This is a genomic window from Peribacillus sp. V2I11 (genome assembly GCF_030817135.1).
In the GTDB taxonomy this organism is placed as follows: domain Bacteria; phylum Bacillota; class Bacilli; order Bacillales; family DSM-1321; genus Peribacillus; species Peribacillus simplex.
The window spans coordinates 80,235-99,962 of the sequence record NZ_JAUSYW010000002.1; the positions used below are offsets into that span (position 1 = coordinate 80,235).

The 19,728-nt window shown below is 36.4% G+C and carries 20 protein-coding genes and 5 pseudogenes; 7 read left to right on the plus strand and 18 right to left on the minus strand.

Annotated features, from left to right (window positions below):
- Positions 1–159: 159 nt before the first annotated feature.
- The 4 genes from QFZ73_RS26935 to QFZ73_RS26950 form a co-directional block, all read right to left on the minus strand.
- The gene (locus QFZ73_RS26935; RefSeq protein WP_307273453.1) at positions 160–303 is read right to left on the minus strand and encodes a hypothetical protein; all 144 of its coding nucleotides are present in this window, start codon (positions 301–303) and stop codon (positions 160–162) included.
- Positions 304–473: 170 nt separating this feature from the next.
- A complete protein-coding gene (locus QFZ73_RS26940) occupies positions 474–698 on the minus strand; it encodes a DUF3888 domain-containing protein (RefSeq protein ID WP_251437091.1) in 225 nt (74 codons plus the stop codon).
- A 30-nt stretch (positions 699–728) separates the two neighbouring features.
- Positions 729–1,849, minus strand: a protein-coding gene (locus QFZ73_RS26945) for an IS3 family transposase (RefSeq protein ID WP_307273460.1) whose coding sequence is annotated in 2 segments (ribosomal slippage) — positions 729–1,600 and positions 1,600–1,849 — 1,122 coding nt in all. Because the reading frame shifts where the segments join, the coding sequence is not laid out codon by codon here.
- A 131-nt stretch (positions 1,850–1,980) separates the two neighbouring features.
- On the minus strand, positions 1,981–2,268 hold the full coding sequence (locus QFZ73_RS26950; RefSeq protein WP_251437093.1) for a LapA family protein: 288 nt from the start codon (positions 2,266–2,268) through the stop codon (positions 1,981–1,983).
- A gap of 467 nt (positions 2,269–2,735) precedes the next feature.
- Between QFZ73_RS26950 and QFZ73_RS26955 the strand changes: the two genes are divergently transcribed.
- Together QFZ73_RS26955 and QFZ73_RS26960 are read left to right on the plus strand one after the other, a co-directional pair.
- Positions 2,736–3,305 (plus strand): recombinase family protein, encoded by a 570-nt coding sequence (locus QFZ73_RS26955; RefSeq protein ID WP_307273466.1) that lies wholly within the window; start codon positions 2,736–2,738, stop codon positions 3,303–3,305.
- A 584-nt stretch (positions 3,306–3,889) separates the two neighbouring features.
- The gene (locus QFZ73_RS26960; RefSeq protein ID WP_307273469.1) at positions 3,890–4,357 is read left to right on the plus strand and encodes a hypothetical protein; all 468 of its coding nucleotides are present in this window, start codon (positions 3,890–3,892) and stop codon (positions 4,355–4,357) included.
- A 106-nt stretch (positions 4,358–4,463) separates the two neighbouring features.
- Here QFZ73_RS26960 and QFZ73_RS26965 read toward each other — a convergent pair.
- From QFZ73_RS26965 to QFZ73_RS26975, 3 genes and pseudogenes are all read right to left on the minus strand, one after another.
- Positions 4,464–4,945: pseudogene (locus QFZ73_RS26965) on the minus strand (transposase); the annotation flags it as partial.
- Between the two features lie 325 nt (positions 4,946–5,270).
- Positions 5,271–5,447, minus strand: coding sequence for a small acid-soluble spore protein H (locus QFZ73_RS26970; RefSeq protein WP_251437098.1), 177 nt, complete (start codon positions 5,445–5,447; stop codon positions 5,271–5,273).
- Positions 5,448–5,819: 372 nt separating this feature from the next.
- Entirely contained in the window at positions 5,820–6,251 is a 432-nt protein-coding gene (locus QFZ73_RS26975; protein ID WP_307273471.1) for a CBS domain-containing protein, read from the minus strand.
- A gap of 825 nt (positions 6,252–7,076) precedes the next feature.
- On the opposite strand from QFZ73_RS26975, the pseudogene QFZ73_RS26980 reads away from it, so the two are divergent.
- Positions 7,077–7,657, plus strand: a pseudogene (locus QFZ73_RS26980) (YitT family protein).
- Positions 7,658–7,769: 112 nt separating this feature from the next.
- A pseudogene (locus tag QFZ73_RS26985) lies at positions 7,770–8,934 on the plus strand (IS110 family RNA-guided transposase); the annotation flags it as partial.
- Here QFZ73_RS26985 and QFZ73_RS26990 read toward each other — a convergent pair.
- Positions 8,821–9,234: an isoaspartyl peptidase/L-asparaginase gene (locus tag QFZ73_RS26990; RefSeq protein ID WP_307273474.1), complete on the minus strand. Its 414-nt coding sequence runs from the start codon at positions 9,232–9,234 to the stop codon at positions 8,821–8,823. The pseudogene QFZ73_RS26985 and the gene QFZ73_RS26990 overlap by 114 nt on opposite strands.
- A gap of 77 nt (positions 9,235–9,311) precedes the next feature.
- Positions 9,312–9,497, minus strand: a complete 186-nt coding sequence (locus tag QFZ73_RS29090) for an aspartyl-phosphate phosphatase Spo0E family protein (protein ID WP_373459041.1) — start codon at positions 9,495–9,497, stop codon at positions 9,312–9,314.
- Positions 9,498–10,686: 1,189 nt separating this feature from the next.
- Between QFZ73_RS29090 and QFZ73_RS26995 the strand changes: the two genes are divergently transcribed.
- A complete protein-coding gene (locus QFZ73_RS26995; RefSeq protein WP_307273476.1) occupies positions 10,687–10,803 on the plus strand; it encodes a DUF3231 family protein in 117 nt (38 codons plus the stop codon).
- A gap of 1,243 nt (positions 10,804–12,046) precedes the next feature.
- Here the strand turns inward: QFZ73_RS26995 and ytfJ are convergent.
- The 5 genes from ytfJ to QFZ73_RS27020 all read right to left on the minus strand — a co-directional run bounded on the left by ytfJ (position 12,047) and on the right by QFZ73_RS27020 (position 16,053).
- A complete protein-coding gene (gene ytfJ, locus QFZ73_RS27000; protein ID WP_307273478.1) occupies positions 12,047–12,487 on the minus strand; it encodes a GerW family sporulation protein in 441 nt (146 codons plus the stop codon).
- Positions 12,488–12,968: 481 nt separating this feature from the next.
- The gene (locus QFZ73_RS27005) at positions 12,969–13,328 is read right to left on the minus strand and encodes a hypothetical protein (protein WP_307273481.1); all 360 of its coding nucleotides are present in this window, start codon (positions 13,326–13,328) and stop codon (positions 12,969–12,971) included.
- Between the two features lie 546 nt (positions 13,329–13,874).
- Complete coding sequence (locus QFZ73_RS27010; RefSeq protein WP_286125511.1) at positions 13,875–14,405, minus strand: YsnF/AvaK domain-containing protein; 531 nt, start codon at positions 14,403–14,405, stop codon at positions 13,875–13,877.
- A gap of 78 nt (positions 14,406–14,483) precedes the next feature.
- The gene (locus QFZ73_RS27015; RefSeq protein WP_307273489.1) at positions 14,484–14,960 is read right to left on the minus strand and encodes a YsnF/AvaK domain-containing protein; all 477 of its coding nucleotides are present in this window, start codon (positions 14,958–14,960) and stop codon (positions 14,484–14,486) included.
- A 547-nt stretch (positions 14,961–15,507) separates the two neighbouring features.
- Entirely contained in the window at positions 15,508–16,053 is a 546-nt protein-coding gene (locus tag QFZ73_RS27020; protein WP_307273492.1) for a DUF1697 domain-containing protein, read from the minus strand.
- Positions 16,054–16,094: 41 nt separating this feature from the next.
- Between QFZ73_RS27020 and QFZ73_RS27025 the strand changes: the two are divergent.
- Positions 16,095–16,226: pseudogene (locus QFZ73_RS27025) on the plus strand (recombinase family protein); the annotation flags it as partial.
- Between the two features lie 67 nt (positions 16,227–16,293).
- On the opposite strand, the pseudogene QFZ73_RS27030 reads toward QFZ73_RS27025, so the two are convergent.
- The 4 genes and pseudogenes from QFZ73_RS27030 to QFZ73_RS27045 all read right to left on the minus strand — a co-directional run.
- A pseudogene (locus QFZ73_RS27030) lies at positions 16,294–16,605 on the minus strand (transposase); the annotation flags it as partial.
- 124 nt (positions 16,606–16,729) lie between these two features.
- Positions 16,730–17,071 carry a YmaF family protein gene (locus QFZ73_RS27035; RefSeq protein WP_307273494.1) on the minus strand — a complete coding sequence of 114 codons (342 nt, stop codon included), beginning with the start codon at positions 17,069–17,071 and terminating at the stop codon, positions 16,730–16,732.
- Between the two features lie 604 nt (positions 17,072–17,675).
- A complete protein-coding gene (locus tag QFZ73_RS27040; RefSeq protein WP_307273496.1) occupies positions 17,676–18,332 on the minus strand; it encodes a DUF2238 domain-containing protein in 657 nt (218 codons plus the stop codon).
- A gap of 108 nt (positions 18,333–18,440) precedes the next feature.
- On the minus strand, positions 18,441–18,605 hold the full coding sequence (locus tag QFZ73_RS27045) for a hypothetical protein (protein WP_307273497.1): 165 nt from the start codon (positions 18,603–18,605) through the stop codon (positions 18,441–18,443).
- Positions 18,606–18,969: 364 nt separating this feature from the next.
- Between QFZ73_RS27045 and QFZ73_RS27050 the strand changes: the two genes are divergently transcribed.
- Positions 18,970–19,680, plus strand: a complete 711-nt coding sequence (locus QFZ73_RS27050; protein ID WP_307273500.1) for a DUF421 domain-containing protein — start codon at positions 18,970–18,972, stop codon at positions 19,678–19,680.
- Positions 19,681–19,728: the final 48 nt, after the last annotated feature.

Consider the following 19,728-nt stretch of genomic DNA (forward strand, 5'->3'; position numbering starts at 1 on the left):
ACGCACCCGTTAGTTTAAGTACATTTATTCACAATCACAAAGTCTAAATAAGGGCTTATAATTTTAGAAACTTCATTGATTTGCAGGTAGGACATTGGGCCGTAGAAATATCGGTTTCATAATTCACCCAATCATAATTACAATTAGAACAGTGTAGAACTATATTCTTTTTTTGTATTCTTTTGATTCTTTTATATATAACTCATAATCTTGAGGGAACATATCTGCTAATGTACGAAATACAAAATTACTATCGCACTTACGTCCGTTCCAATATTCTTTACCACCTATATATTCAATCATATTTTACACTTCCTCCTATTATTAAAAACCAACCTCTAAAAATCTTAGATTCATAATAGCATTTTGTTTGGAATCATTAACCGTTTTTTATTTCTTCAACTATACTGCCCCTTTAGTTCCATCAGAAAAAGCGATCCTTCTTAATGAAGACCGCATCCGTTAGTTGAAGTTCAAGGATATGTTTTTATGTGCTTATAATTTATTAACTCACCCCTTGTATCTACAACAACCTCATCTATTCCATAACTATTATGAGCATCATAATAAGGGTGGACTTTTAGAGTTATCTCATATCCTCCACCAACTCCGTACAGTTGCTTAATTTTGAGTATTTCTGTGTCATACGAAGCCCAAGTAAGAAAAATGGACTGCTGAAACAGTCCATCATTGTTCAAATTTGCGCCCTATGGATTGTCAACACTAAATCAAACAACTTTTTTAAGGGATAACTTCTTAAACTCTAGAGGGCTTACGTAGCCTAAAGTTCCATGAATTCGCAGCTTATTAAACCAGTTCACATAGTCTCCAAATTCGAGTGTTAGCTGATCTAAGCTTGCGAATGTTGTTTGATTGGCGAACTCAGTCTTAATGATTTTAAAGGTCGCTTCCGCGACAGCGTTATCATAAGGGCAACCTTTCATACTTAGTGAACGACCAATCTCAAATATGGTTAACGTTTCGTCAATCAGCTTGTTTTTAAATTCATTCCCTCGATCTGTGTGGAAGAGCTGAATATCACGGAGGTTCCCTTTGATAGATGCAAACGCTCTTGCCACAAGCTTCGCATCCTTGTTAGGTCCTGTGCTAAATCCAATAATTTCACGATTAAAGAGATCGACAAAGACACATATGTAATGCCATTTATTTTTGACTTTGACATATGTTAAATCGCTTACCACTACTTTTTTCTCTTCTTTTTGTAGAAATTCCCGATTTAATTCGTTTGCCTGGACTGATTCGTTACATGAGGTCTTTAGCGGTTTGTACTGAGCGATTGTATAAGAGGAAACAAGCCCCTGTTCTTTCATGATTCGGCCAATTCGCCTTCTGGAGACCGTAAGGCCTCTTTTCTTTAATTCAACCTTAATCTTACGTGTTCCGTACGCCTTACGGTTTTTATCAAAAATGTCTAAAATGGCGTTTGTGACATCGTCTTCTGAGGTTCGTTCTTTTGCTTCGTAGTAATAGGTGCTCCGTGAAAGCTCTAGGACGCCACACATTGCTGATACCGAGTATTTATCTTTGTTCCGTTTAATTACATTTACTTTCGCCCTAGTATCAGCGCGGCTTGCTTTAAAATATCATTCTCCATCTGTAACTTCTTCAGTTCTTTTCGTAGTTTAATAAGTTCTTGTTCCTCAGGAGAACGGTTATCTTTTTCTTTAAAAGAACCTGTGTTTTCACTCTGTTGTATCCACCGGTCTAAAGAAGAAGGAGTAAGTTCATATTCTTCAATAAGAGCCTTTCGGTTTTTCCCATTTTGGTAGAGTTGAATGATCTGTTGTTTAAATTCGGAAGTGAACGTACGGCGTTCTCGCTTGGTCATTTTGAGTGCTCCCTTATCTGTAGTGAGTTAAGTGTATCTGCCCTTTAAACTTCTGTCCAGATAAGTGTAGACGATTCACTATTTTAATAAGTACTATTAATGAATCTTAGCTATTTAGTTAAATGCTTTATTTAACTACTTGCTTTTATACTTTCATTTATCTCTTTTTTATCTATTTGGTCTCTATTTTCACATTTTGACTTTTTCAAAGCTCTTTTAAGCTGATAAATTTTCATCATACCCATTAATCCAACCAATAGGGCTCCCGATAAAACTGAGCTAATAATGACAAGGATCAATGGCCATTCAGCTTTTCCAAACAAATAATTAACAGTTACAGGCTCTACATTGATAACTGAAAAAATCGCAATAATTAAGACGACAATTAGTGCTAATAATAAGTTCCATTGACTTTTCATAAGCCACCACCTCATTTATAAGTTTTTAAAGTAATAATGGTGAAAACATTTTAACTATTATATACGTAGCATGCTTAAAATTAGTTTCATTTTTATTGTCTTATTGAGCTCTAAACCTAATAGTTAATGTAAAAGTCTTCACAATTTCAATTTTAATTCTAACACGATTTCGTGAAAACATTCCTCAACAATCTGGCCCTTTTCTTGAATAACTAACGTGTTTGAGAGGTCATTTAATCACCTTCAAGCACACATAAATTTTAAACACTAAATTAAACAACTTTTTTTTACTCAACTAGATTACCAAAAACCAGTATTTTTGTAACGATTGTTCATCCATCTACTTGCCTTTGATTTTATTAAGATCTCCGGTTACCAAAAATAATTACCAAAAAGATTTCCAAATACCTTTACAATAAAGATACCTCTAGTAAAATTAAAATATACAAGTATATTGGAGGTTACATATGATTATCGGATATGCACGTGTCTCTACTATTGACCAAAACTTAGATCGGCAAATTATTATACTTTCTGAATATGGTTGTGAAAAAATAGTGAAGGAGAAGTTTACAGGTACCATTAAAGATCGAAAGGGACTTCATCAACTGTTTGATGTAATAAGACAAGGCGATACAGTTGTAGTGGAAAGCATATCCCGTTTAGGACGCAAAACATTGGATATCCTCAACATTATTCAACAGTTGGAAGAGATAGGAGTGCAATTCATTTCTTTAAAGGAAAATATGGATACAAGAACCTCTACAGGTAAAGCAATGTTCCAAATGATGTGTGTGATTGCTCAATTAGAAAGAAACCTCATTGCTGAAAGAGTAAAGGAGGGACTCGAAGCAAGTAAAAAGCGTGGAAAAGAATTGGGTAGACCTAAATTAGATAAAGAAAAGCTTGCTGTTGCGCTGCGGATGTATGATAGTAAAGAGTATTCCATAAAAGAGATAGTGGCGGTAACAGGAATATCTCAAGGTTCTCTATATAGAGCAGTCAATCGAAGAAAACTTGAAGAAATAAAAAAATAAGAGCATTTTTTCCTTATCCATAAATTACTTTGCGGTCTACAGCAAGAACCCTATCATCAAGCCTTAAAGGGTTGGTACCCTACTTATGGGATCATTATATTATTACAATCCTTATACCGCCAGATGAATGGATATTAACAAGGTCAAACTATAACTAAGATTGGTAAGCATGTATTTGCCAAATAAGATTATCTAAAAATATTAAGATACATAGTTCTCATTTTGGTACAAAAATTACATGAAAGAGTGTTTAAATTCCTGGTCCAATCACGATCCATGGTGTATTAGTTTCGTTCTGGTTTGCGCACACACCTATTCAACGTAAATCGAGAACGCATTTTATGTCCACTAAACAGTAAAAAAGAGTTTACAACAACAGTAATCGACCTCGGTCATCCTGATCAGAATGATAAGGTCGATTACACTATTTTCTCACTCATTATTTCTTACTAACCCTTTCAGCTTATTTTAAGAGTAGTTTAACGGATTGATTCAGGAAAAGGAGATGGTTTGGTTTCTCAGAAAGGATAACGAGTAAACAACGTCCATCAACTGACGCCTATGTCTTTAGAAAGAGAAAAATAATGGAAGATTGGGGATGTGATAACTTGAAAAAAGAGGTGATAATGGTGTTTTCTTGTTTGGCTTTGCTAGCTGGATGCGGCGGAAATAAAGATATTTCTTTAGAAGGAGATTGGGTGAAAAAACATGGTTTCGCACATGGGAAATCAGATGTTACAGATCGCTGCACGAGTGAATACGATATCGTGAAATTCGCTACAAAAACTGTCTTAATGGACGATACAGAGTACTCTTACCAAATTGAAAGTCAAGAAGGTCAAGAAGATTTCGCTACAAAAACTGTCTTAATGGACGATACAGTGGACGCTTACCTAATTGAAAGTCAAGAAGATGAAATATTACACTTAAAGTTAATTGACAATTATACAGATGAAGTAAAGTATTACACAATAAAAAAATTAAATAATGGCAACATAGCAATGCAACAAGAGGATTTTCCAACAGGTTGCGAATTAGAGAAAACTAATTGACACTCCCACGTACGGTATTGGGATTCTTGAGTGATGAAGCTGAAGTGCATACTGCTATCGGAGTATGACCTCAAGATGAGATAATCGTCATGGAAATATGCTTAACGTATGTTTTCCGCATTTTTCTGCCGGGACCCCTATTACTACTTCCACCTGAACCTTGATAGTCAGTGGCGAAATGATCAGGCAGTTGAAACACTGTCGGATCTAAAATACGGATACGATTGAAAGTAGAAATCATGTGTGAAGAAAGCGATTGATTGGAACAGAGTTTTTGTGTTAGGAGTGAGGTAAAGACTTCTCGGAGGAATGCGACAGCTGCTGGATTAAAGCGTTGATTGAGTCCCTCTTGGCTCATTAGTACACCCGTCGAAGCTTCTAAGTGACTACATAGCTGCGTTAGCGATGTATTAGCGACTTCTTGGCTGAGCCAAACGCAAAGGGCGATGAGTTCATCCCCTTGATACTTACTAGATCGCTGTACAAAACCAACTTGTTTGGCGATTTCTTGTAGGACTATTGGAGATAAAAAGCGTTGTAATTCTTGTGCAAAAAGTGTCAGTTCACAATGGAGATGATAGGATTCATAAAAAAACACCATCCTTTCTCGTAAACTTCTTAAGATAAGCATAGCGTTTTTTCATTTTTGGAGGTATTGTTTTAACTTAGCTTGATGGGTATGTGGTGGTACCCCATAATGTTCTTAACGGAAGTTAGCAATTATTAAACCCCTTGATGCTCAAGGGGTTTAATCAAGTCCGTTTTTATAGTTTATGCACCTTTTTTTACATCGTGTGGATGAATAAACGTTTTCGGCTTCTGAAGAAGTCTGGATGCTGCATAAGAAATGGGGTTTTATGCATTCATTTACGACAAGAGAGTGACCCAAGTAAACACACTCTTACTTGACGAATTATTCTTTTAAATTAGATAAAGGAACCTCTTGTTCATTCTTTGGTTCATCAAGAGGATAGATTCTAGCTGTTTCATTATTTTCATCCACATTTTGAATATAGATTGGAACCTCATTGTAGGTTACATTAGCCATAACTGGTGAAGCAGCAATCTCTTGTGCTCGTTGTATGTTCATTATATTGACCTCCATTTGATTTGAAACATTTATAATGTTTACTTCCAATTCTTTAATTATTCTTATTATTGGATCCAGGTAACAAAACGCGAAATAGACGCTAAGGTTTTGTTAAAAAAAACCTATAAACCTATGTTTGTTAAGCCTAGGTGTGTTCAGAAACCATTCTGTATTCTTTGTTCAACTAATTCAAACAAATTAAATTATAGCAAAAGCCCAATATGACGGGGTTCCATCCTTAGCGTATGTTTTCTGCACTTTTTGTTAGTAGGACCCCAATAAGGAAAACTCTATTGAATAGGAGTCGACATTAGTAAAATAAAGTTTCCTGTCCTACAAAGACCGCTCAGGGCTCCATACCTTTGCATCGATTTAATGTTCTAAATGAGTAGATTCAGAAATGTGACTTAACGCTTCACCGGCTTCATTGATATGAATGTTCACTGTTACAAGATCACCAATAGCACAAATACCAACAATTTCACCATTTTCTACAATAGGAATACGACGGATTTGATGATCGGCCATCATACGAGCACATTCGTGTGCATCTGTATTCGGAGCACAAGTTATTACATTCGTAGTCATAGAATCATGGCAATGAATAGTATTGCAATCTTTACCGTCTGCCACACAATTCAAAATAATATCACGATCTGTAATCATGCCTATGACTTTCCTACCTTCACAAACTGGAACAGAACCACAATTGATATCTCGCATAATTCTTGCTGCTACTGTTACAGAATCATGTGGTGCACATACCTTCACATCTTTAGTCATAATGTCACGTACCGTTGTCATGTTTATCATCCGCCTTTATTAATAATTTTTATCAACTATGGTATTTTTCACCGTTTTTTTAAAAATTATTCCTACAAATAGGGCAACCTCCACAAGTTTACATGAGAGTACCCTCATTATAAAACTACTTTCGCGGCATAAACACTCTCTAGATCATCTAATATCGGTACAATCCCCAATAATCGTAAAAGAAATAAAAAAACGCCCTGTCAACGGTAAAAGGCTGACTATAACGTAGTGGAAGGAATTTAAGGTGTTAATAGGGTCACCATACCCAAAACCCTCTTGGCACTCCAAAGTTCATGACTTTTTTAATAAGGTAATATTTAAAAAAAAGAACCGAGGCTGGTTCAAAAGGGGTCTGACTCCTTTGCTTTTGAGTAACCTCGGGTATAAACTGCCTCGTTTGTTTAATAAGCCTTTTTCAATTAAATGACCCTTTAATGGAATAACATGACTGGTGTTTTTATACAACTTTATTGTCATTCAACAGCTTCGGCAGCATTTTTTATTCTTCAACTATCATGAAGTTAAATTCTGTTTTGATAAAAAGGCAATACCAAAATAGACGCAACAAAAGTTGCTCAAACAGCAGGATTTACAGACATAACCGTAAACAAAGCATTCTCAAGCAGCAACGGCATCGTAAAAGTGGATTATCAACCGACCCCATCCAAAGGAATGTGTTTGAAAAGGGGTTAAAACCATTTTCAGGAGATATTTCTAACCACCTATTTTCATATCGAAAATGAGGTTGGACCCCGATATTATTCGTCCCTTTTTTGTTGCTTTTTTTACAGATTTTTTAAAGGAGTTCATATGTTTATGAAAAATTTAATTGTCATTGCAGGTTCGCTAATTGTTGCATTTGCTTTTAATTTCTTTCTGGTTCCTTATGAAATTTTAGGTAGTGGAATTAGTGGTATTGCTATTTTGCTTGGATTAATCACCCCACTTAATACTGGCTTATTGAATCTAATGCTTAACTTACCGTTAGTCATTTTAGGCTACTACAAACTTGGAAAACCATCACGATCAGTACATTGATTTGTGTCGTTTCACTTTCGGTCTTCTTATACTTGTTGCCAGTTGTTGAAGTGACCGACAATATATTGCTATCGACAGTTTTTGGTGGGGTCATTGCCGGTATCGGAGCAGGTCTTATCTTAAAGTATTCTGGAACATCGGGCGGTTTGGATATTATTGCTATTATGATTTCCCAAACCAGTAATGTCAGTATTGGCCTTCTTCTCACCGGTATGAATGGCATAATTGTTTTTATTTCTGGAGCTGTTTTCAACTGGGATATCGTATTATACACCCTTTTATCTATCTATTTGACGGGTAAAATGATTGATACCATCTTTACTAATCACGTCAAATTAACGATGCAGATTGTCACGTGAGGGAGCATTCCTGTAGGTCGTTAAATATCAGGTTTGAAAAAAATAGAGCCCCTCAGTAAGATACGAGTATAGAGACCAATCTAACTCAAAGTCTTAAGGAGGAAGCCCTACTATGAATTTTAAAATGCAAAACAAACAAAATCAACTAATTGAGAGAATTACGGATCAACATCTAGTTGTTGGTGTGGATATTGCCCAACACATACACGTGGCCCGTGCTGTAAACTTTCGGGGCATTGTGGTCGGGAAACCCTTGTCTTTTGAAAATAACGAAGAGGGTTTTACTCGATTACTAAACTGGATCCAGGAACTAAAACACATGAAAAACCTAGACACAACGATAGTCGGAATGGAACCTACCGGACATTATTGGATAAACCTTTCAAAGTGGCTAGTCAAACAAAACATGGATGTCGTCACCGTCAATCCTCACCATGTCAAAAGAAACAAAGAAAATCGTGATAATACGCAATCCAAAAGTGATAAAAAAGATGCCCTTGTCATCGCTGACATGGTGAAGAATGGCTACTATGCCTTCGTTCGTTCCACTTCAGAATCATTTGAAAAACTTCGTGTCCTTATGGCTAACCGAGATGTAATCGTTAAGCGTTCTTGTTAGCTCCATCAACCAAATTAATCGCTGGGTGGATGTTGTCTTTCCCGAGCTCCGACAAGTGTTTAAAGACGTATCATGTAAAGGGGCAATCGCAACCCTACGCCTCTTTCCTACCCCAGCTGAATTATGTTCCTTACAGCCTCAAGATATCGTAACCGGTTGGAAGTCATGTATGAAACGACATTCCGGGCATAAAAAAGCCCGTTCCCTGCTTGTATTGGCCAAGCGTTCAATTGGTACGAAACAAGCCCTTGATGCGTATAAACTTCACTTGGGACAGTTATTAGAGGAATATGATCTCGCTTCATCCCAACTCGAAAGAGTGACGCAAGAAGTCACAAACGTCTTGGAACAGATTCCATTCGTTAAGCAAATACTTGCCATTAAAGGAATCAGCGAGATTTCACTAGCGGGAATCTTAGGAGAAGCTGGAGATCTGAGTGGGTTCGCTCACGGGAATGCGCTCCTTCGTCATGCAGGATTGCATCTCGCTGAAGCAAGCTCTGGGAAGTGGAAAGGCCAAATTGTTCTTTCCAAACGTGGAAGATCACGCCTGCGGCGTTACCTCTTCCTTGCGACCATGAGTCTGGTGATGAATAACCCTGAGTTTAAAGCCTTCGGCGTTGAAAGCTGCTCCTTTTCCGGCATTAAACAGAGGAGAATCCTCTAACACTCGGACAGCAGCCTCCACCGCATCGACACTTGAACCCCCTGAGTCGACTATTTTTTTCCCGGCATCCAATGCTGAACGCATGGTGTTCCGGTATTCGTCCTGTTGATCTTTGGGTACCGTTCCGCCACCGGCTCCACCGTGAATAGCCAAAATCACCCTAGGCCCCTCTTTCATCTTGGAAGTGGCCGCTTCTTTTGGGGCTCCGCTTGCTCCGATGATCGCGAAGGAAAAAAACAGGACTGCGGCAAGCGCACAGACACCCCAACGACCTAACATAAATTTGCTCATTTCAATTCCTCCTTAGACTTTTACGAGTATTAAAATTTAAGCTTTGTTAAAGTTTGCTGTTGATTATTTCGGCTAAACTATTTACTATGAGTAATGGTTATAGGCTCGATCTTGTTTTCATCATGATAAAGAGACTTTGCTGTTGATAAAGGCTGAGGATGGTACATGATTTTTTGCAACATAATGATTTTTTCATCTAATTGCTGACTAATTTTTATCACATGTGGATCAGAAATGCTTTTCTTCTTTACTATTTCGTACATACTCTAGCGATATTCGTCTATAGTCTCCCTTAAATCTAATACAGTCCCCAAAACCATTGATTTTACTTCCTTTCTACTGTTTATTGAATATTGTTAAAATATAAAAATTAATCTATCTGGGGTAGCATCAGGATTACCGCGGATTTACAACGTTAAGGCAGACAACCTTGTATCAATAGGGTTTAATCTATTGATACGTAACCAATTTTGCGACAAATAAGGGGTGCCAGTGTCTCATATGACCTGTCTCAAAAGTCTTATCGTTGTTAAATCATTCATTTTTAACCCTATGAATAGCTTAGCGTTGTAAATCTGCATGTTCGGGACTGGACCCCCTATCTATATAAAATGAGTATAGACTTTTGCCCTCCACCTAAAATCAACACTAGCCTTTAACATAGCCAAAATTTATTAACGTTAGAGACCGATATTTTAGATATGGCCTCTCAGGGGTAAGGCAATGACTCCTTCTTTTTTAGCCACTCGGTTTGATGAATATTAGGTGTCTAACACTGTTAATTCACATCATGTCTACTGAATAGATCGAAAAGTAACGAATCGTTTCCCGCCCCTTTTACGGGCAGTTATCCTCCACTTATCCTTCTTGGTTTCCTCGAAATTTTAAACTGGGGGTCTTACTTCCCGTTGCGTAAAAACTGGAACAATCGCTTGAAAGATGCTTGGTCTTTTTTTCGTTTTTTCTCTTCCTCCTTTTCCTTACATAAAAGATACGTGTTCACCATCGTTTAGCGGCTTACCATATAACTTTGCAATTATCGTGCCAATTTGATTTTCGTCCGAATAAACAGATTATTCCTCCTTTTTAAGTCATTAAACAATGAATCATCCCTTCAATAAAACGGTACATCAAAGGGATAATAAAACAAATAAAATACCATTAACACACCATTAAAATGCAGTGGGAATTATTTAGATCTATTCAAATTTATTTGTATCTTCCATGGGATCGATTTTTAAGGAAGTTAAATCGGAGGAAAAAGAAAACCTCGAAAGAGGAACCAAAAGTTCCGCTGCCATGCAAAAACAACAAAATTCATCGGTTCTGTCGCGGAGATAAAATTGAAACGTAAGAAATAAAGACAATATTCAATAAGGAAGGAAAGGAAAAAAAGGAACGAGATCTGAATATACCCTGTCAGCCTCTTTTCTTTCTCTTAATCCTCGATTAATGGCGGAAATTGTACAATATGTAGAAGGTGGAGCCAATATAATGATTAATAACGGTTGGCTAGAGCAACCGCCACAAACACCGGATAGAAGAGATCAGTTAGCTAATAAGCAGTGAATGATGTCAACAAGGGAAGGACGAATTGAGAAGGTCCTTTGGAGTATTGCCTTTTCAGGCTTTGAACAACTTTTAAATGGTAAATTTCTTAAGGGACTGCTTTTGATAGTATTTGAAGTTTAATCAACGTTCAATCGAATTTTAATAAAGGGATTATTTACAGCTTTCAAGGTGATATTGACCAGGTCAATTATGACTCGCTCATGTTTTATTCCTGTCTCTATATGGTTTTCTATATGAGACGCTTAATTGGGCTGCAGGAAGAGAAAAATTACCTTATTCCTTTCTTCCGTTTGTCGTGCTTATATCGTAACAACAGAGTTGATATATTCTTAAAGTCTAAAGGTATTCGGGTTGCTATTCGGTCCTGTTTTTTTACCTATGGTGTTTTTGATTCCTGGATTAAGTATTGGCTTACCTTATAAAAATTATAGAAATTTTAATATTTTCCGTACATAGGTGTAGCGTCAGGAAAATGAGAATTATACCGTTAAGGATATTCCAGTAATAAATATCCCAATCTCTCATTGTCATAAATGAGAAATATGGATTTATTTACTCAATTAAATGGCCCTTTAACTGAACACCCAGCTATCATGGCCTATTGAGGACTACGATATCTAATTAATTGTTTCCACTCATTACGAATCTCTTGTATTTTTCTTTAAGCGAATTTTAACATCATTGATTTTCTTAAATAACAAAATGAGTACATTGGGCAAATTTAAAAGTTGCATTTTCAGCACTAAAACACCCCAAATTTTTTAGAAATTAAGGATGTTTTGGTTAATATTCGCTTTAAAATCGAAAATAAACGCGATTTTCAATCTTTTTAACACAATATAAATAACCTTTTATAAAGAACAGAAAGCCTATAGCTATCAACTTAAGGAATAATTTGTAATGTAAATTACATATAAATATTTCCGAACGATCAGAGTAGTGTCGAAAAGAGTATTGAACACCTATTGGAAATAGCTAAAATTAAAAACAGTCATTTCTAAATAAGTATAGCACCTTGGTTAGGTGCGACAAGCATAAGGGGAGCCAGCAGGAGGTTGTGTTCATTAACTTTCTTGACGGATTGGCTTATGATCTCTAGTCCCGAGCACAGGAGCTAGAGACCTGTCTAACTTCAGAAAGATATAATTTCTGAGGGTGAAAAATGTTAAACCTTCTCAGAGTAAAAGTTAACGTCTTTCACTTACGAATTCTAAATCCTGCTTTGGTCCATTATAACCTTTCAGATTGAGCTTTGATTCTGTTGATTCTGACTGCTATTGTCATCGCCGTTCTTATTGAACATCTGCTGAATCTTATCTACTGCTTGAGGAGCAAGATCGAGTATCTTTTCATATAAATGCGTGCTTTCATCAAGATGAACCATTTTCACCTCATTGGAATTCACAATTAAGAAGGCAATGGGGGTAACGGAAACACCGCCTCCACTTCCTCCACCGAAAGGTTGTTCCTTTGATTGTCCTTGACCGCTGCCACTTGAATCTCCATTAAGCATAAATTCGCTTCCACCTGCAGCAAATCCGAAACCAACCTTTGAAACAGTTAGTATCAAACTGCCATCAGGGGTTTCAACAGGGTCTCCTATAATAGTGTTAACATCAATCATTTCTTTCAGATTTTCCATAGCAGTTGTCATCAGTCCTTGAATTGGGTGCTCAGACATATACTTCTCCTCTTTTCTATACAGATTTTGATTTATCATAAGATAGGGCAGAAAGCAGTTTTGTTCTAAAATTCGGCCATCCACCTTTCCAGAATTTAATCAGTTTAATTCCTGATAACAGGATGCCCGATTGAAATTAAAAAATACATGTATGAGCAGTTTGTGAAACAACTGCTTGAAAGTGAAGAGGACTCTTACTAGACTCCGTTCCTTTATTCCAAAGATTTCTATTTTCCCGATTTTTACAACTTCTTGCTTAAGAGGGAATTTTATTTGTATCTATAATGTAAGGAGATAATTTTTATGATGCTATAAAGTATTTAAGTCAATCAATCAACTTTCTGGAAATTTTTATCCAATTGATTTGCTGATGATATTGATATCCGTCAAAAGTAGCTATATTTTTGTCGAAAACATGTATGATTATTATTAGTTGTAACAGTAATCTGTCTTTTACCAAGAGAAAATTTTGATTCGGTTTTTACTGGTTCCAATTTCTACACATAAAAATGCCTACATTGTAGTAGGCATTTTTATGTGAACTGAAATTCATTTGTTTTTTAAAGGATTTTTTGTAAGGTACTAATTGCTTTGAAAACTCTGTTATAGCAGTAGCGTTTGGCATTTGGCCAGCTGTTCGAGTTCGAATATTATTCATTACATTTTGAACAGGACGAAGCATATTTCTGTTTCGATTCCTACCTAATCCAAATGCGGTTGCACTAACTCCAAGACCTAATAAAGACACCCACATCATGCCTCTATTGTTTCTTTTCCTGCCAAACATCTTTAAAATGTTTTGTCTTCTCCAATTCAAAAGCGCGGTTATCCAGTTATTCATTTTCAAGCACTTCCTCTTTTTATATTTGGAAAGCAAAAACTTTTCCCTTCATCTAATATTTGCTATCATGGATTTGATGATGCTGGCAATGTTTTGATATGGACTAATTTCTTAATCAATAAAATGTACAAACTGAATATATATAAATTGTAACTGACAGAGAAATTCAATCTAGTTTATCTCACCAGAGAATGAATAAAAATGCCATGAAAAAATCCAAGCTATATCAAGCAATATTTAGTGAATTTTCACCACAAATTATCTTTGTCTTCCTATTGGGGAGACGGTACCACTTCTTTGAAAGAGAAAAAACAGAAGATCTTGAGTTCTTATGTAGGCTGATGAGGCTCTGGAACATGAAAAAGTTCATTCGATTGTGTTTGATGAGTTACCTTCCTCATTCGATTGTAATGCAGTTGACTGCAATAGTGTTATCAATGCAGCGCTGTTGATTGTTGGAAGCGAAGGTGGTCTCGAAGGTTACGTAAAAGGAGCAGGGGTTGGTTAGCGCCTTCACCTGTCCTACCCGAATAAGGCGGGAAATGGTTAGTCCTTTGTTACAGAAGGCGGCTTTTTTATGACATCCGCATCATCACCTGTAACGTAAACTTGTGCTGTTTCTTTTTTCAGCTTTTCCTTTATTTGTTTTATTTCTTCTATTTGACGTTTTGTAACCAATACTTTATTTACTTGCACGGGGTGTTTGTTTATTTCAATTTCTTCTTCTTTTAGAGGAATTCGAAGTTCCTCCTCATTTCCTGCTTCTATTACTAATACTTCACGCTTAATAGGAACAGTGAACGTTTTCTGTTCTTCGACGACTTCTTTATGAACCTTTACCTCCCCCGTTTGTACTCGTTTTTTTTTTATTTCCAGCTGCTCTTCTCGTAATTGAAGCGTTTTTTCTTTAATTTCATTTGTTTTTTTAGTCGGTTTGTCGATGTTCCTTCTCGAATTCATTGTATAACTAATGCCGCCTACGATTGCTCCTATAACGAGTCCTGTTACGATTGTAAAACCTGTTACCCAACCGATTATGCTACCGATTATCGCACCAATAGTAATATACTTTCCCATAGGACCTCCTGAAGTTCTTTTTTATATATGAGGATGGAAAGAAACCTACTTAACTAGAAGTTAAGTAGGTAGGCACAATTAGTCCTCTTTGATAATATCTGTATTACCATGCGATTCAACATCTGCAACTTCTTTACGAAGTACGTCGCGTACTTGTTCTGTTTCCTGAACCGAACGTTTATGAGCAGAGACTTCACCAGTGACGACCGTATGCTTTTCTACATCAATTTTTTCAGCAGTTACTGGAATATGAACCGTTTCTTCTTCTGTAATTGGTTCATCTGTTGGTTCGTGATCAACGGCTCTTTGTTCAATAACGACTTGATCATGTAAAACAGGGACATTCACTGATTGTTCTTCCTCAACAATGTCCTTATGAAGCGTCACATCACCAGTCTCCACACGGTGTTTGTCGATGTCCAATTCTTCAGCACGAAGATCAAGATGTACGTCTTCTGCTGCAAATTCTGTATCGGCAGTGCGATCTACTTCACGTACCTTTTTTCGAGATTCCTTTTGAGTTCCTTCTTCGTTAAATAAATCAAAAAAGCCCATGATGAAAACCTCCTAAGGGATGTGTTTGGATCGTACAAGTAGTAATGTTACCTGTGTGAGTGAAAATATGCGCTTGAATTTTGGTGCTTGTTTCTAAAAAGGCTTTACTTAGCCATTTGGTATTTACATCCAATGTTTTATTAGGGATACATTTTGATTAAACTTTTAAAAAACCTCAGAGTCGTTAGCCTTCATCCTCGATTAACGCGCCCTATCGTACTATAAGGTCAATCGCTAGACCAGTTCAAGAAGACACCCAATTTCATGTAGCATCTGAAAGGAAAAGCTATATTGGATTTAATATGGGCGCCTTCTTGTTCCAGAAGTGCGCCCTATTGTTGAAAATCGATTAATTTAATTCAACTGGTGTTTATTGCAGAACTTTCATAAAGTGTCTTATCGGCAAAAAAAGGTTGGATATCTAAAAAAGTACCTAACCTTTTTTGTTACCATAACGAGTGTTATAGGCCCAGTGACAGGGTTCTGATAGTTATCCGTCAGATAGTTTCCAATTACTAGAAAATAGTTCTTGCTAGTATCATGTAATTCACACCTCTGCAGCTTGCATAAGTTCGTATATTTTGCGAGTTGTATTTACATTTCTGATTGTTATTTGTTGGTATGGCTTTGAACCAACGAGTTTAGTCATACCGGATTTGGTAATATTTTTTTTTTCAACCGACCATAGAATGGCTCCAGGAACGTATTTCACCGTATCAATTTCTGGTTTGATGACCAGCTTATTAAGCACTGACTCATCATCAATTTCGTCCCATAAAAACAGCACATCGCTTCTCATCTGTTGGTCGTTCGTCCATGACTCTGGAAGGGAGTGTATGACTTTTTTAAAATCATCAAAACTACGGACTAAAACTTTGATTTGTAATCCGAAGTTTGTATGTATAGTCTCTTCTAAAATATGGGATATCATTGTTTTTGATTGGCCATTCACTGTGAAAATAATATTACCTGAATTGATATATGTAGCTACAGAGCTCATACCCACTCGTTCAAAAGCTTGTTTAAGCAACTTCATGTTAATTTTGTTTTTCCCACCAACATTGATTCCCCTAAGCAGTGCGACATAGACCATGATAATCCTCCTATTAGTTTGCATTTTATATAAAACATTTGAAGCTTGCTGTTGCACTTCGGATGTATGACAGTAAAGAATATTCTATAAAAGAGATAGTTTCAGCAACTGGAATATTGCAAGGTTCTCTATATAGGGCAATCAATCGAAGAAAACTAGGAGAAATAAACTAATAAGGAGTATATTATTATTCCCTCCACATTTACTTTGCGGTCTAGAGCAGCAACCCTGTCACTAAGCCGTTGAGAAATGAGGCACTTTATCATGGAATCCATAGCCTAAGAACCAACGGTAAGCCATATTTGTTTCAACTTCTTCAATTGTTTTACGCATTGAACGAATACCGAAGGTATATTGAATGAATGTCAGTTTAACTAAAATAACTGGATCAATACTTGGGCGTCCTACCTCTGAATACATATCTTTCACCAAATCATAAATGAAAGAGAAGTCAATGGCAGCCTCAATTTTACGAACCAAATGGTTCGCTGGCACCAGTTGATCTAAAGTAATCATTTCAAGTTGATCTCGCTGAATAGAATCAGAAAGCATCCTCATCACCTCAAGTTTTAATACTTCCATTTTAAAACAAAAAAGACTGTAGGCAAACTCGATTTCCATCGAGTTTGCCTACAGTCTGAAAGATTGCCCTCGAGGGCAATCTTTTTTATTAACTTTATATAAGAGGCTTATCAATTAAAGTGGCAAATTCAAAATCATGGTCATGATCATCGTCTACTGTAGTCATTCCGTCCACAAAGTGTACATGTTTGCCATTACCGACAGGGATAGCAGGGCCTGTTCTTATTACGACCTCATGATGGTGATCAAAAAAGTCGGTATTAGTCTCTATTTCATGGAAATGACTATTCCCCCTGGGGATTGCTTCACCCGTAACCCCTGCAAAACGATGATTATGTCTCTCCTCGTCTTCTTCTGCCAACTTGGTACTGCCTAAAAATTCATGCACATGTTTCTGTTTTTTTGTACCATCTTTTCTACCATCTCTTTTACCCATAAAGGTAGTCCCTCCTTTTATATAAGACTCGGTACAGTGTATTAGAATTGGTAAGAATATATGACGAAAAACAATAAGAATACATAACTAACTATAGGAGAAAGAGAAATTGGAGATTAATAGAATCAATAAGAGAAATACAGAAAGTAAAAAAAGGTCATTATTAGTGAAACACACTAAATGTTTTCAATACGTTGTTCGTTTCTTCTTCGGTAATGCCAATATATCGTAAGGTAATAGAAGGATGAGAATGATGTAAAATCCCTTGCAGCATGGCAATATCCTTTGTTGCCTTGTAAACCCGACATGTTCCACGCCGGCGAACTCTGCTACCTTATTTAGCCGCCTGTTGGTCTGAGTAGGGGTAATGGGGGCGTTCTCCCTTCCTAGAAGGGAATAACCAGGTGCTCTGGACGTTTAGTCATAGACCTCTTGGAAGCAATTCGCGATATGTATATCGCGAATTTTTTGCAATTTTTCCTTCTTTTACCCAAAGGATTGGAGGGGATAATATTAACGCTCGTTAATGGTACATCCCTTTTATATCATTTGAGGGGAGCTTTTTCTTTTTGCACGCATTTGTAAAACATTCTGATACTTTACTTCAATCACTTTTAGATTGACTTTTCCTCGACTCTCTTATTAATTCTTTTTTTAACAGCTGGTTATGTAGTTTTGAAAAAAAGAGTAACGCAAGAATCGAACCAACTAAGGCAAACGACATATCCCATTGTGCATCCCAAATATCACCTTGCATACCTAAAAAGTTTTTAACTACTTTTCCTTCTTTTGTTATTTTAGTACTTAACCATTCGATGATTTCGTACAGGGAAGCGATCGCAAGCGCGATACTTATAGTGAAGAAAAATAACCAAGGGCCTTTGGTTATTGGAGTTTTTCGTAATAATATTTCTCTTATTACAATCGCAAACAAACCCTTTAGAAAATGTCCAAATCGATCGTAGTCGTTTCGATTTAAATTTAAAACATCTTTTATCCAATTAAAAAGGGGTACTTTTGAGTATGTGTAATGGCCGCCAACAAACATTAAAATCGTTAGAATGGCAATAATGATATAAGAGAGAGTAGTAAGGCGAAGTTTACTGTATGTTGCAATTACGATGATTTGTCCGACAATGGCAGGACTAACCTCCAATGCCCAGTTCAAGTATCCTGCTGGATTTATAATTGACCATATAAAAACTGCTGTAACAACCAAAAGTAAAAATAGATGAATCGTTGTACTTTTACCTCTTATCACTTTTTTCACTCCTATAGGGGGGAGTTTTTAGCGTCGGTCTAACAATAGTTCATAACTTTTTGTGTTCTTTTGAAAGCCGTTCATAACTTTGCTTCTTACTATAACAACTTAGAAACTCTCCTGTATGTAATGTTCTCTATTAAAATTATAGGATTTCATTTTCCTTGTCCCATTCATAAACACCCCGTTGATTTCTGGAATTACCCTCATATAAATACGGTGTTGCGCTCCTGGTTCCCTTCTCACTTCTACATTATTTTTATTCTTAGTCATTAGCGTTTTCTCCTTTATATATACCTGGTAAGTTAAACCTAATGTATAGTATGCGTTCTTTTTGGTTTAAACTGTGTGTGATCACCTCTTAAAGCAAAAAAAGACCGTACATCTTTGTACGGTTGCACCGAAAAGATTAATTTTTTATGTCACTATAAGCCTTACTTAACATAAAGTGCGCTATCTATCGGAACCAATAAGTCTGGTTCCTATTTAGATACCAAATCATGATTTCTTGAACCGAGTATTCTAAATGGATTCCTTTGGATAGGATTTCTAGTTGTATGCAAAAAAACGGATGTTTATAAAAAAAGACCCTGACTATAATGATATAGGAAATGGTTGACTCATCTGGAGGAAGAATATGCCTGATTATATTGAAATCATCCTTCGTACGTTCGGAGCATTTTTTATTTTGATAATTACTACCCGTTTTTTGGGTAAACAAACTCTTGCTCAAATGACCTATTTTGATTTCGTTATTGCTATCACAATGGGTGCAATTGTAGCGAATTTAGCGTTTAATACTCATATTAAAGCCTACCATCTCTTGCTTTCTTTCGGTATCTTTGTTGGTATAACTTTTCTTATTGCCTATATTTGCTTAAAAAGCCAAAAGGCTCGTAAGTTTTTTGCTGGAGATCCAACCATTGTCATTCAGAATGGAAAAATATTAGAACATAATATGAGAAAGATGCGTTATACCTTAGATTACTTAAATCAAGAACTACGAGAAAAAAATGTATTTGATATTGAGGAGGTTCTTTTTGCTATTCTTGAAATTAACGGAACATTAAGTGTATTGAAAAAGCCTCAGTATCGTACCGTGACAAGACAAGATTTATGGATCGCGTCCAGTCCGGAATACAGGCTTCCCATTGAATTAATTATGGATGGAAAAATCATTGATAAAAATTTGAAGGAGAATAAAATTACTCTCTCGTGGCTAGAGAAAGAGTTAAAGAAACGCAATTTGTGGGTAAACGACGTGACCTATGGAGTTTTAGGTGCAAATGGACAACTTTACCTTGATACATTTAATGACCATTTGCAGTCTCCAATTGATCAAGAATAAGACGATAATTATCTTTTAGGGGTACCGCCACATCGCCATCAAGCTAAC